Origin of the sequence: Tepidibacter mesophilus (assembly GCF_002724055.1) — a bacterium.
GTDB classification, from domain to species: domain Bacteria; phylum Bacillota; class Clostridia; order Peptostreptococcales; family Peptostreptococcaceae; genus Tepidibacter_A; species Tepidibacter_A mesophilus.
In genome coordinates this window covers 1-12,936 of record NZ_BDQY01000040.1, presented here as the reverse complement: position 1 = coordinate 12,936, position 12,936 = coordinate 1, and the positions used below count along the sequence as shown (strand labels likewise).

Here is a 12,936-nt window from a genome sequence, read left to right as displayed (position 1 = left end):
AACCTCCTTTGTAATGGTTTTGGTCGGCAAACCTAATTCCATTTTACATTGGAGGTTCTATTTTTTTCTACTCATAGCTATAAGCTTTTTTGAACCACGGGTATAACCCGTGGTATTCCTTATACAAAAAAAGAGGTTGCACCGAATCGATGCCACCCTCTTTAATTAAAAAAAATCTATTTAGAAAGTTTTCCTTCTAACTCTATTTCTAAATCTCTACATTTAAACTTTAAATTAGCATTAAACAAAACACATAATATACAAAACCAAGATACTCCTAATCCAGTATATAGTAAAAAGTATGCCAGCAGATGTATCATTTCATTTTTCCTCCTAAAAAATACAAAAAAAATTTGTATAAAAATAATATATATTGATTTTATAATTATGGCGAGAGACTTTAGGCCAAAAGTTAAATTTTATTTATCGATTGAATGATTATGGTTGGACGAGATATTCTCGTCTTTTTTTCTGTCAATTTCAAAATCTAGATTTTTATATTTGATTTTAACTTTTAAATAACCTGTGGTCAATGCAAGGACGAGCATAACAAAGCATACCGTAAAAGATATTGCTATAATTTTTAAAGCTTGTATGTCCATTACATCACCTCTCTTATGTAACTTTTATACACCTAAAGACTCTCATATTATTAAAAAGGTGTTAGCCTATAAAAATTTTAGCTTTCTTCAATACATTAATTTTAATAAGATGTCTCTATAAATCATAATATGCATAAAATATATAAATGATACACTGAATATTAAAACATACAAATTCCTGTTAAGTGAGTATTCAATTATTAAAAGCAAATCCCTTTTAATAGTTAATATTTTTCACAGTATAGCCATTTTTATTGCAATATATTTCATTTTTATATACGCATAAAAAAATATCCATAATATAGTTCTTTAAGTCTTAAAGTATATTTCGTTTTTTGCTTATGCTTTTATAGATAGGATAATTATCAGAAAGATTTAAAGCGTTTCAATCTAAATGGATTCAGCATTTATGCTCACTACTTTTTACAGGGGTTTTATTAATTTTATTATTTCGCCAATTTTCTTAAATAATTCAAATCAATAAATGTATTTTTCATATGTAAAGTAGATGTTGAAGTTTTATATGGATTTAGAAATATATTTTAATATGATATATCTAAATACTTCTTGTATATTTGTCCAAAAAACCAGTAGCTTTGGTTGGCTACTGGTTTGAAATTCGTATAATATGTATAATACTTATTTCACATGACATATTACAAAACTTATTCTGAAACAACAAAAATTCTAGCTTACTTAAACTCATTATAAAATTCCTTTAATTCCTCTTTTTTCTCTTGTGATAATTGACTTTTTTTAATACCTTTAATTGCTCCTTCTAATGCATATAAACGATGAATACATGACGAAAAATCAATAGCTCTTATTTTTAACCACGCCTGTTTGCTTCCAATTTCTTTCAACTGTTCATAACTAGTTATTCCGACTTGATTCAGTTGTTCTTCAACTACACTTCCTATGTTTGGCAATTTAGAAAGTTCGCACATTATAATCACTCCTCATATAATTATTATGCAAATATACGTTTGTTTCTCTAATAAATATCAATTAAAGTCCCATTTTTTCTAACCTCAACATCCCATCGCTTAAATCAACCTATGGATTTAAGTAAAAATATGAAACCCAATATAAACCAAAAAATATTATCAACCAACTTCGGATGTCTATCTTTCAATAACACTCTTGATCCAATCCACCCAGTAGATAAAAGTGTTAAAGCAATTATCCCTGGAAAATACCATCCCGTATTTACATTAGAATACACAGGTATTCCTAAGCTTGTTAGGATATGAGTTCCTAAAACAAACCCATTAGGAAATTCAAAATTTAATATTATCGAAAATGGGATTAGTAGTAATAAAAATATAGATAGTATTTTTGTTTTCATAGTTAGGCTCCTTTATATTATATTAGGAGATGACTGCTTTAAATTGCAATTACCAATATTAGAAATAAATCTATTTTATTCATATGATATTTATTTTATATATAATGCAGCATTTAATTATTAAAAGTTAGTATGCATTTTAAAAATAATACAAAATATATTTCTTGTTTTATAATTCAAGATATTGCTATAAAAAATCTTTCGAACGATGAAAATTATGCAAATAAAAACATTACTAAAACAGATAAAGATTTAGCATTTTTAACAGGAGAAGATTTTGATAACTATCTTCATGACATGAACATAATCCAAGAATACGCATCTTTAAATAGAAAAGCTATAATATCAGTTATCTTAAAGCATCTAGAAATAAACGATAGTACAGATACTTTTGAAACAATTCATAATTATATAGATATAAATGATATGCTTCTTAGAAAAGGTGCTATATCTGCTAAAAAAGATGAAAAAGTAATTATACCTATCAACATGAGAGATGGATCTATTATTGCAATAGGAAAAGGAAATGAGAATTGGAACCAATCTGCACCTCATGGAGCTGGAAGATTGATGAGTCGAGGTAAAGCCAAAGAATCTATAGACATGAATTCATACAAAGACTCTATGAAGAATGTGTGGACTACATCAGTTAGAGAATCTACTCTAGATGAAGCTCCTATGGCGTATAAACCTATAGAAGAAATAATAGAAAATACAAAAGATACTATAGACATTATAGATATAATTAGACCTTTATATAATTTTAAAGCTTAATTTGAGTGTGTAAATAACTTTGTGCTTTAAAATTTATAATTGCACTATTTGGTACTAATCAACATTTGGAAAAAATTGAATATTTTAAGTTCTAGTTATATATTACCCCAAGTTATATAGAAATATACATATTTTCTTATAATTTGGACTATAATCATAATGATGGAGAAGCATGCTCAAAACTTAGATGATTTTAGTTTAAATGAGAATATATAATTCTTTACAAATTTTAATTTTGAAGATATGAATTATATGTATTGCTCAAATCTTTCGCCGTACATAATAATTAATTGGTTTAAAATCATATCCCAATTATCATATCTTCTTGTCCATTTTTTTGATATATTCTTAGTTGCTAAGTACAATATCTTTTCTAAAGATTCATCAGAAGGAAAAACGGACTTAGTTTTAGTTACCTTTCTATATTGTCTATTCAATGATTCAATAATATTAGTTGTATATATTATTTTTCTAACTTCATATGGATACTTAAAGAAAGTACTTAAAACATCCCAATTAGTTTCCCAACTTTGAATTGCAAATGGATATTTACTTTCCCATACTTGTTTTACATCTTCCAATGCTGAATACCCACTCTTTTCATCTATAGCTGAATAAATTGTTTTTAGATCTTTAGCAAATGGCTTTCTATCTTTATATGGAACATATTGAAGAGTGTTTCTTATTTGATGAATGATACATCTTTGAACTTCTGAATTAGGAAATGTAGATTCTAATGCCTGTTTAAAACCACTTGATCCATCCACATAAAATACCATAACATCTTTAAGCCCTCTATTTTTCAAGCTATTTAAAACAGATAACCAAAACTTAGAAGTTTCATTTTCGCCTATCCATATTCCTAAAACTTCTTTTAATCCATCTTTATTTACACCTAAAACTATATATGCAGCTTTAGAAACAATTTGATTATCTTGATGAACTTTAAAGTGTATAGCATCCATAAATACAAAAGGATACATAGCATGTAGGGGTCTGTTTTGCCATTCCTTAACTTCTGGTAATATTGTATCAGTTATCTTACTAACCATTTCTGCTGAAACTTCTATTCCATAAATTTCATTAATTTGATCATGAATATCTCTAGTAGACATACCTCGAGCATAAAGAGATATTATCTTATCTTCACCAGATATATTTCTCTTGTTTTTAGAAACAACAGCTGGCTCAAAATCGCCATTTCTATCTCTTGGGATATCTAATTGCATTTGTCCAAATTTAGTTTTAACATTTTTTTGAGTGTATCCATTTCTGCGATTGTCAATATCTTTGCTTTTTCTGTCTCGTTTTGAGTAACCTAACTCCATATCAAGCTCAGCTTCTAACATTTCTTGTAGTGTATCTTTAAATAGGTCTTTAAGATAGGAGTGTGAATCTCCTGCGGTTTTAAGATTTCCATCTGTAATCATTTCTCTTAACAGTTCTTTCTTTAAAGTGCTCATAAAAAAATCCCCTTTCTGGTTTTTAATCTTAACATTGATTATTACCAAAAAGAGGAATTATTTTCGTTTAAGCACAGATTTTTTTACACTACCTATAGAAAAAGAACTTAGTGGAAATTTTATTTCTACTAAGTTCCTTTTTTGATTCATTTTATATTTTTAGGATAATATTTCAATTAAATTAATGCATGCTTCACCTAAGTATTTAACTATATTCTTTTTTTAGGCGTTAGCCTGTTTGGAAAAAGGCCACAAAGTACTCATCATATAATTCCAATAAATTGACTCTGATTATCCTAGTAATTTTTAAAATAGAATACTTTGAATTTCTCAAATCACTATTAAGATATATTAGCATGTACGCTATTAAAGCCGTAAATATTTGAATTCTAATAGCATTTTGATTGTATCCTATAAATTTCTTTATCTTCAGATTCTGTTTTATCCACTTGAAGAATAATTCTATCTCCCATCTATTTTTGTATACTTCAATTATTTCTTCTTTACTTAAATCGAAAATATTAGTTATAAAAATTATTGGCTCACCATCTTGATCATAAGTAGTTATCTCACGATATTTATTGAATGTCAAATTCCCTCCGGGAGTAGAACCTAGTATCACTTCAGCTTCATATATATTTTTTTCTATATCACTAGATATAAGTTTTTCTTCCATAACAATGGCTTTCTTAATTCCTCTAGTTACAAATTTTATTCCATTATCAGTTAACCTATCATACCATCTATAATTGAAATACCCTCTATCAAATACATGTATTGAATTTTTGTCTTCAAACATATCATCGATACATTTTCTATCGTTGACTTTACCTTTTACTATATTAATTTTTTCAGGATATTCTCCATTAAACATTGTACTTATCTTTATTCCAGACTTATCGTCATCTATTTTCAAATGTGGTGCTAGTTTAAGTGCTGTTATTATTGTTGTAGCATCTATTATTTTTAAGGGCGGTAGCCCTTTGACGAGCTTAACCGATCCTCTCTTTTTCGTAGCTTTATTAACTAAATAATAAAATATATCTTCAAATATCCTATAATCTCTATTAGAATTTTTTCTTGAAAACTGTGAATTACTTGGTACATTTATAATTCTTCTAAGTTTCTTATTTGATGAAGTTTCAGTTGTTAATTCTCTCAAACTTTTACATCCTCTAATATTCATATATATCATTGAGTATAAATGCGATTTGCTATCAAAGTGCTGACTTCTATAATCTCCATCATACTTAGAAATTGTCCTCTTTAAAAAGTTCCCTCCAATTTCCTCTATCAATTTATTGAAAACTAGTTTAGTATTAGATTTATAAAACAAAAGAAACACCTCCATGTGTAAGATTTCTAGTCAAAATCATTTAAACACATAGAGGTGTTTTTTTCATTATAAACAATTTTCCAATCATGCTGCTGTCAAGAAGTAATTATTACTTTGATGCAACACTAAAACCAAATAAGGTATCTTATATATTAATTAAATCCAATTAACTTTATTTTCTTTTAAAAATATTATCAAGTCTTATACTTTTATTTTTTGTTATCATATTAGTTATTCTATCTTTACAAAATGTATCAACAAAAGCAAATGCTGGGCATCCACATCCCACTAGGAAGCTTACAGCTTTAACTGGAAGAGAATTAATTATTTTTACCTCTTCTTCCAACTTTTTAAGATATTCTTTTATGTTATCTATTGAATCGTCGCTTTTCATTTCAGAAATAAACTTCCTTAAATTATGAGCCTTTTCTCTTATATCTAGTATATTTTTGAAATTATCTTTATCATAAAGTTCACCAAAATCACGTATGTCTTCAAATTTTAGTATATTATTAAATCTATCTGCATTCTTATCATTAGATATATCTTTATATTCCTTATATAGTATAGTTTGCATAACCTCATTTGTAAAAATATTTGAATTGCAATATTCAGCAAGTTTTATATCATAATAACCTGAAAGTATACTTATAGCATAGTTTGAAAATAAAATTCCTTTTAAAATATTATACATATCGTTATCTTTACCATTGTTTGTTTCTAAAATAAAGTAATCATCATCCATAATTACTTCATAGTTCATATTTTGAATACGCTCTTTAAAAATATAGTATTTATTATTTATATCTAGATATGAATTGAATATCTTTTTATCATTGAGATATCTAAATAATATATTATTAATTTCTTCATTTTTAATTTGAGTATGTGGCAATACTTTTACATTACTTACTAAATTTTCGATGTTTTGACTAATATGGTATTTATTTAATTTATGTAACTCTTCTAGAAAAGATTCTTGAGGAGATTGAACATATTCTCTTGCTAAAATTTTAACTTTATTTTTATCAATTTTATCTCCTTCTTTATTGAATTTTATAGAAAACGGAACAAAATCATATGAAAACTGAATAATATCTTTTTCAAGCAATTCTCTTAAATTTCTCATACCACCAAATATACTTATAATTTCTTCGATATTTGGATCATGCAAATTTATAATTACCTTATCATAAAGTATTATACTTTCTATGATTTTTTTGCATCAATTTTTGTATGTGGCATATAAGTTTTTTCATTTATCGCGCTATTCATATCGCAAAATTCTAATATAATTTGATTTTTCATTGTATTCCTCTCCTTTTCATATAGTCATAATTTCTATACGGAAAGTATTTTACCTCTATTTTTGTCTAATATTTTCCAAAAACACACAATATAAATGGACGAACATTCAATTTTCTCTCTTTTTTACTTCTAATAAATTCCTCAAAATTTTTTATATAATTCACAACATCTAAAAGTTTTTTTCCTTTCACTTATGTAAATGAGGAGAACATATATAATAGAATAAAAAATAGGTAAAAGAACTTATAAATGTAGAGGATACAAATAATTTTCTTTGTATATTAATCTTAGTCATCAAATATTCTATTTACTATTCAATTATCATATATAGTTTTTGGCAATTTCTTTATAATACAATAATATAACCTTTTTCCTAAGAAATGTGGAACTAAAACGGAAGTATCTCCAAATAATCCTATAGCCATTTTTTCTATAGCTCCTTTTCTTTTTTCCCTACACCACCTCTCGCTATACTTGACTATACCTGCAACTTGCCACCATTGTAACCCCTTTATATACCTTGATTCAATTATAGTCCTTTCCTCTTCATTAAGAGCCGATAACCCTCTGTCTATTTTATCAATCTTATTCTGAGTTTTCATAATCTGCTTTTCTAACTTACTAATCCTCTCAATATTAGCTATAGCTTCTTCCTCTGTAGTACAAACTATATTATATGTTGGAGAAGTCTTTTCCCTGTCATATCTAATAGCTCCAGTTCCTACAGTATCCATTTTTAACTCTTGAATCTCTGACTTTAGATTTTCAACACTAACTTTTAACATCTTATAGTTATAAAGCATCCACTCAGTTTTTTTGTATGTATCATTATTTTTTCTTTTCATAATCTCTTCCCCTCTCATTGTTTATGTCTAAAATAAAAAAAGACACTCCTAGCCTATATTAGACTTAAGAGTGTCCGCTGCTTATACAGTAGGACTAATATGCTTTTTTTCTATTTCTCAAAGTGTAATCCATTTGAAGATTACCATTGTGATTGTTTATCTCTATATTAATATAATCTAACTTATTCTCATTATCTGCTGAGTCTAACACACAATCTATAAATGATACCATCTGATACTTTAACATTTCTTTTTTACTATCTTCTTTTGAACTCATCTGATTCCTCCTCTAAAATTATGTCTTATTGCCTAATATCTATTTTGCCAACCTTAATGTTTCAAACATATTTATCTGTCTACCTGCTTTTCTGAGATCATTCCAATATTCAAAATCATCATCTAGTATATTTTGTATAGCTTCTTTTGTTGTAGCCCAATCCTTGCCTAAAGCAGCTACCATGTTACCCCAATCCTCTATATCATGGTTTATTAGGTCCCCATCTTTATCTATATGTCTAAGTTCATGATATAGTATTCCTATAATCTGACTTGTACTCATTCTTTCTATGTAGTAATTTCTTGTTTCTAAAACATATTCATATCCAAGCATATATTGAAGCTCTTTATTAGCTTTTTTAATTTTAGCCATCCATGGCTGTTTAGAAGTTCCTGGTTCCCATTCCATATCCTCAATAAAAAGTATACTCTTAGGTCTTACATGCTCTAACTCTTTAAACTTCTCTACTAACTTATCAGCTATAGATCTATATGTATAATTCTTTATCCAGTGTCTACTTCCATACTTAGAATTATCTAACTTTCTTATAAATCTTAAATTTTCTCCATCATGTATATTAGTAACAGCTATATTATAACCACCTGTAAACTCTACTCTTTCTAATTCTTCTCCAGTATCTTTATCAAGTATTATTAATTTTCTTTTCATATAGCTTCCCCCAATCCTTCAAGATAATCAAGTACTATTCCATTTCTTGACTTAACTTCTTTCATGCTATCTATTGGTATATAATTAAATCCCCTCTTACCTTTGTTAGATTGCCATCTATCCCAATAATCAATAACTATGTCTCCTGGTATTAAGTATCTATTATCATATTTCTTCATATAGCAAAGTATGAAACTTATCTCCCCCATTATCAGGGCATTTCTTATATATTCAATTTGGTGTTGCTCTATATGTTTAAGAGGTAATCCTCTTTCATCTTCTGATTCCTTGCAATCAAAACTTATTGAAAGTCCTGGTTTAACTGTTCCTTTAAAATCTAAAGTTGATTTTTCAATTGGAAATGCTGATACGATTTTCTTTCCTTGTCTTTTTACTTGCCATGGCGTACTAATCTTTTGTATCAAAGCTATTCCTCTGTTTTTATAACCTTCATTAGATTTTATTATCTCTTCCTCAAAGACCTTACCTTTATTGGCCATCTTATAATTCTTTTTATAGCTTGTATCTCTCAAAATATCACCTCTTAACTTTATTGATTGTTGAATAGTTCTTTTTTTACTGTATTTTTTTTCCACAATCTTATGATATACTTATCCTTATTATATTCGGGAGGTAAATCATCAATGGAAAGATCTAGATTATTATTAAGCTTAACTATAGTACTTGCTATGGGATTAATTTCTGCAATAATTCTATTTATTACAGGTACAACTTATGAAACAACATTTTTATTAATGATTTTTTCTTTTATTGTTTTTATTTTATGTTTGTTCTACAAATATATTTTTATATTTCTTAAAGAAGAAATTATTCCACTAATAATTTCTTTTTTAAAAAGACTTCCTCTATTATTGAGTCTTAAAACACGAATCAACCGTTACAAATATCTCATTAGAATTTTAATATTACTAATTCTAACCTCAGTCTCTTTTAATGGTTCTCTAGAACTTGGTGGGTTCAATTTCCTATCATTTTTAGTGATTGTATTTTTTTCCCTTATGGGTTGTGTTACAGTTCAAAGATTACATGATCTTAACCGACCTGGAGTTCATTATTTTCTTACTTGGATCCCAATTTACAGTATTTATATGTGTTTTGTTTTATTCTCTAAAAAAGGTACTGACGGACCTAACCAATACGGCGAAGATCCTTTAGTTTCACAAGAAAATTTATAGTAAACTACTTAATATTACTTTTTTTATTTCAACCACTAAATCTTATTTTAGGTCTATAGACCCCTTGGTTTTTATTCAAATTTTGTTATAATTATACAATATTTGTATAATTTTTAATAAAGGTGGTGCAACAATGAAAAACTTATTTACTTTTAAAGGTCGTGCTAATCGTGCTAAATATATTTGGTATCCTTTTTTAGCTATTATTCCTTGGTTAACTTTAGGTTGTATACAATACCTTACTAATAATAGCAATAATATTTTAACTAACATTTTAGTTGTATTAGCATATCTACCGTCTATACCAATTAATATTTGTATTCTCGTTCAAAGATTACACGATATCGACCGTCCAGGGACCCATTATTGGTTATGTTTAATCCCTATATACAACATCTACATGGTTTTTTTATTACTATTTAAAAAAGGAACTGATGGACCTAATCAATACGGAGAAGATCCTTTAGGTATTAAAGAAATTGCTTAATAGCAATTTCTTTTTTTGTCTACCTAGTTTCAAAGCTATAATGCTATTCAAACTTATTCTTTATAATCACATAATTAAATTCCGACTCTTTCTTCACTTCTTCTATCACCTCAAGCCATGGCCTATGATTTTCCTCTTCAATCCTCTTTTGAATGATCTCAACCAATTCAAGTAAAACTCCCATATCCAACACCTTTATTGATAATTCTTTTTATTAATGGTATTATTTGGTTGTAAATCTTATTCAAAGGAGACTTAATATGAATAACGAATTTTTAAAATTTAAGCCAGATACCGCACCTAACCTTCTTGAAAAACTATTTCATACAGGAATTTTCTTCTTAATATTCCCTAGTTTTTTTATTGGGAGATTTATTGCAATAGCTAATCCTACTAGTGTTAAAGTTCCTACTGAAAATCCAGGGTATTTTACTTTTAGATCTGAACCTAATTTTGCATTTGGATTTATTTGTTCTTTAGTAGCTTTTTATTTCTTTTTAATGTTATGGAAAATCACTTGTCAACTTCTCTATATATTTTTTAGAGCTTTAGAAAAATATATAGAATCAAAAGATTAGATTTGTTTTTAATCTTTTGATTATTAAAACATAATTTTAAAACTTGACTTCAAATTTCCCTGGTTTAACTTCTACTTCTAAACCTTTAACTTTAAGTACTTCTCCAGTGATTTTATTAATTATGTTTCCATTATCTATAACTAGTTTTTTCTTTAAATCTCCCCAAGCTAGATCTTCTTTAACTTTTATGTAATCTTCATATCCTTCTAGCATTTTAATATTTTCAAGTATTGCATCTTTATCAATTCTAAAATTACACTTATCCTTTTTTATTATTATCTTTCCTGCAGGTAGAGCATATGTCTTTTGAGTTTTAGTCTCCTTCATTTTTACAGTTTCAATATATTCCCTTAACTTACTTTCGAAGAAGCTCGTTTCATTCTCCATTTTCTTTTTCTCTTGATCTAAAGCTTCTTTAATTTGCTCTATCTTCCTCAATGCTACTTTTTCAAATCTTTCATACTCTTCTTTAGATTCTTTTATATTATCTATTGCCCAATCAGCTGTATTATCGTTATCTATCTTCCAAGTTTCTCTTTCTTCTTCCTCTACATTTAAAAACAGATCTGATAATCTATAATTTTCGTTCATTATAATTTCCTCCATTTAATTATATACATTCTATTAACCATTTAACTTAAGTGCTTCTTCCTCACCCTCTGCAACCTTATCTGTTATGCTAAATTTTTCTCCGTCCTCGATACCTTGCTCATATACTTCATTAAATCCTTTACACTTTGTACTTATAAATGTAAACTGAAATTTCCTCGAAAAAGTGCATTTAAAGTTCCTCGCGTTTGGTAGATTTATATTTTAATTTATCCTTTATTCTATATGATGGTCCAGCTATATTAAATAAATATGAGTGGTGTAATAGCCTGTCCAAAATAGCCTTAGTAATCATTTCATCTTTTCCTAATATCTGTGGCCATTTATCAAATGAAATATTACTAGTGATGATTGTAGATCTTTTTTCATACCTTAAATCAATCAACTGAAAGAACATTTTAGACTCAAGTTCTGAAATCTCATTAAATCCGACTTCATCAATTATAAGTAGTTTATATTTAAAGTAATGTTTAAGTTTTTTATCTAAATTTTCTTCGTTGTATGCTCTTTTTAAGGTAGTTATAAGCTTTGAAAATTTAATAAAGTATACGCTATTTCTCTTTATAGCTACGCTATATCCTATTCCTACTGCAAGGTGAATTTTACCTACACCAGGATTGCCTATGAATATTACATTGGTAGCTTCCTCATAAAAATTAGAATCAGTAAGACCTCTAATCTTATCTTTACTTAGTGATGGTTGAAAAGAAAAGTCGTAATCATGAAGCCACTGAAAAAGTGGCTTTTTTCATATTTTGAATATTTTTTAATGGTCAAAAATGTATCCAATACTAAGAAAAGAGCCTTAGAATCGATTCTAATGGCTCTCTTTTTTTAAACTTGTTATCTGAAGTTTTGAATAAGGACTTTTTCAGTGACCTTGTAATCATCTAAAGTTTTTATAAATGGAAAAGCAGCTACTTTGACATTATAAAGTCTGTTATTTTCTTCTTTAGCCTGAACTTCTTTACTTAACACCTTATCTAATCCTTTAAGTTCTGTTGTGGAGATATTATCATTGATATGAAGCTCTTTTAAGTAAGAGTGTGCTGATTTTAATTTTAGATATGCTAGTTTATCTAAAACTTCATTTATCATTGTCATATTGTATAGCCTCCATTTCTCTTAAAATAATAGAATTTGAATTTAGTTGAGGTTTAAGCTTTTTTTCATAAAATAGATTATGATTCTCTTTAATATTTAACTTTTTATCACTTATTTGATGCACTGTTATAATTTTATTGTTATAATAAATTTGAAGTTTGTTGTTTTTGATTGTTCTTCCTACTTTTTTTTCCAATGTACTCTTTGGGAAGGTGGATTGTCAACACTTTTTAGGACACTTTTTTGTCGGACATCAATAACCTATATTCTATAGGGCTAAGGTAATCTAATGACCCGTGTATTCTGTGATTGTTATACCAATTTACATAATCAAATAATT

At 27.3% G+C, this 12,936-nt stretch carries 19 protein-coding genes and 1 pseudogene; 4 read left to right on the top strand and 16 right to left on the bottom strand.

Translation table 11 applies throughout. The features are described from left to right. Positions 1-176: 176 nt before the first annotated feature. The 3 genes from Tmeso_RS16620 to Tmeso_RS15375 form a co-directional block, all read right to left on the bottom strand. Positions 177-320, bottom strand: coding sequence for a hypothetical protein (locus Tmeso_RS16620; RefSeq protein ID WP_187296406.1), 144 nt, complete (start codon positions 318-320; stop codon positions 177-179). A gap of 974 nt (positions 321-1,294) precedes the next feature. Continuing rightward, positions 1,295-1,549, bottom strand: coding sequence for a TfoX/Sxy family protein (locus Tmeso_RS15380; RefSeq protein WP_099192787.1), 255 nt, complete (start codon positions 1,547-1,549; stop codon positions 1,295-1,297). Between the two features lie 104 nt (positions 1,550-1,653). After that, positions 1,654-1,950: a hypothetical protein gene (locus Tmeso_RS15375; RefSeq protein ID WP_099192785.1), complete on the bottom strand. Its 297-nt coding sequence runs from the start codon at positions 1,948-1,950 to the stop codon at positions 1,654-1,656. 132 nt (positions 1,951-2,082) lie between these two features. Here Tmeso_RS15375 and Tmeso_RS15370 point away from each other — a divergent pair, with 132 nt between their 5' ends. After that, positions 2,083-2,724: an RtcB family protein gene (locus Tmeso_RS15370; protein WP_099192783.1), complete on the top strand. Its 642-nt coding sequence runs from the start codon at positions 2,083-2,085 to the stop codon at positions 2,722-2,724. Between the two features lie 248 nt (positions 2,725-2,972). On the opposite strand, the gene Tmeso_RS15365 is transcribed toward Tmeso_RS15370, so the two are convergent. The 7 genes from Tmeso_RS15365 to Tmeso_RS15335 all read right to left on the bottom strand — a co-directional run bounded on the left by Tmeso_RS15365 (position 2,973) and on the right by Tmeso_RS15335 (position 9,155). Next, on the bottom strand, positions 2,973-4,187 hold the full coding sequence (locus Tmeso_RS15365; protein WP_099192781.1) for an IS256 family transposase: 1,215 nt from the start codon (positions 4,185-4,187) through the stop codon (positions 2,973-2,975). Positions 4,188-4,416: 229 nt separating this feature from the next. Continuing rightward, positions 4,417-5,523 (bottom strand): IS4 family transposase, encoded by a 1,107-nt coding sequence (locus Tmeso_RS15360; RefSeq protein ID WP_187296405.1) that lies wholly within the window; start codon positions 5,521-5,523, stop codon positions 4,417-4,419. A gap of 172 nt (positions 5,524-5,695) precedes the next feature. After that, a complete protein-coding gene (locus tag Tmeso_RS15355) occupies positions 5,696-6,697 on the bottom strand; it encodes a hypothetical protein (RefSeq protein WP_099192778.1) in 1,002 nt (333 codons plus the stop codon). A gap of 448 nt (positions 6,698-7,145) precedes the next feature. Continuing rightward, complete coding sequence (locus Tmeso_RS15350; RefSeq protein WP_099192776.1) at positions 7,146-7,676, bottom strand: sigma-70 RNA polymerase sigma factor region 4 domain-containing protein; 531 nt, start codon at positions 7,674-7,676, stop codon at positions 7,146-7,148. Positions 7,677-7,770: 94 nt separating this feature from the next. Continuing rightward, positions 7,771-7,953: a hypothetical protein gene (locus tag Tmeso_RS15345; protein ID WP_099192774.1), complete on the bottom strand. Its 183-nt coding sequence runs from the start codon at positions 7,951-7,953 to the stop codon at positions 7,771-7,773. 39 nt (positions 7,954-7,992) lie between these two features. After that, positions 7,993-8,622, bottom strand: a complete 630-nt coding sequence (locus Tmeso_RS15340; protein WP_099192772.1) for a putative metallopeptidase — start codon at positions 8,620-8,622, stop codon at positions 7,993-7,995. After that, positions 8,619-9,155, bottom strand: coding sequence for a Holliday junction resolvase RecU (locus tag Tmeso_RS15335; RefSeq protein WP_242967956.1), 537 nt, complete (start codon positions 9,153-9,155; stop codon positions 8,619-8,621). The genes Tmeso_RS15340 and Tmeso_RS15335 overlap by 4 nt, the downstream gene beginning before the upstream one ends. A 111-nt stretch (positions 9,156-9,266) precedes the next feature. Here Tmeso_RS15335 and Tmeso_RS15330 point away from each other — a divergent pair, with 111 nt between their 5' ends. Both Tmeso_RS15330 and Tmeso_RS15325 read left to right on the top strand, forming a co-directional pair. After that, on the top strand, positions 9,267-9,818 hold the full coding sequence (locus Tmeso_RS15330) for a DUF805 domain-containing protein (protein ID WP_187296404.1): 552 nt from the start codon (positions 9,267-9,269) through the stop codon (positions 9,816-9,818). A gap of 133 nt (positions 9,819-9,951) precedes the next feature. Continuing rightward, positions 9,952-10,305, top strand: coding sequence for a DUF805 domain-containing protein (locus tag Tmeso_RS15325; protein WP_099192770.1), 354 nt, complete (start codon positions 9,952-9,954; stop codon positions 10,303-10,305). Positions 10,306-10,348: 43 nt separating this feature from the next. Here Tmeso_RS15325 and Tmeso_RS17025 read toward each other — a convergent pair whose 3' ends face one another. After that, positions 10,349-10,471: a hypothetical protein gene (locus tag Tmeso_RS17025; RefSeq protein ID WP_278281505.1), complete on the bottom strand. Its 123-nt coding sequence runs from the start codon at positions 10,469-10,471 to the stop codon at positions 10,349-10,351. 94 nt (positions 10,472-10,565) lie between these two features. Between Tmeso_RS17025 and Tmeso_RS15320 the strand changes: the two genes are divergently transcribed. Continuing rightward, positions 10,566-10,883 (top strand): hypothetical protein, encoded by a 318-nt coding sequence (locus Tmeso_RS15320; protein ID WP_099192769.1) that lies wholly within the window; start codon positions 10,566-10,568, stop codon positions 10,881-10,883. A gap of 36 nt (positions 10,884-10,919) precedes the next feature. Here the strand turns inward: Tmeso_RS15320 and Tmeso_RS15315 are convergent, their stop codons facing one another. The 5 genes and pseudogenes from Tmeso_RS15315 to Tmeso_RS15295 form a co-directional block, all read right to left on the bottom strand. After that, positions 10,920-11,474 (bottom strand): host-nuclease inhibitor Gam family protein, encoded by a 555-nt coding sequence (locus Tmeso_RS15315; RefSeq protein WP_187296403.1) that lies wholly within the window; start codon positions 11,472-11,474, stop codon positions 10,920-10,922. 190 nt (positions 11,475-11,664) lie between these two features. Next, positions 11,665-12,213 (bottom strand): annotated as a pseudogene (gene istB / locus Tmeso_RS16615) (IS21-like element helper ATPase IstB); the annotation flags it as partial. 122 nt (positions 12,214-12,335) lie between these two features. Beyond that, entirely contained in the window at positions 12,336-12,596 is a 261-nt protein-coding gene (locus tag Tmeso_RS15305) for a P-loop NTPase family protein (RefSeq protein ID WP_099192765.1), read from the bottom strand. Continuing rightward, the gene (locus Tmeso_RS15300; RefSeq protein ID WP_099192763.1) at positions 12,580-12,792 is read right to left on the bottom strand and encodes a hypothetical protein; all 213 of its coding nucleotides are present in this window, start codon (positions 12,790-12,792) and stop codon (positions 12,580-12,582) included. The genes Tmeso_RS15305 and Tmeso_RS15300 overlap by 17 nt, the downstream gene beginning before the upstream one ends. A 34-nt stretch (positions 12,793-12,826) precedes the next feature. Further along, positions 12,827-12,936, bottom strand: a 110-nt coding sequence (locus Tmeso_RS15295; RefSeq protein WP_145993146.1) for an IS3 family transposase, incomplete at its 5' end; no start/stop codon positions are given.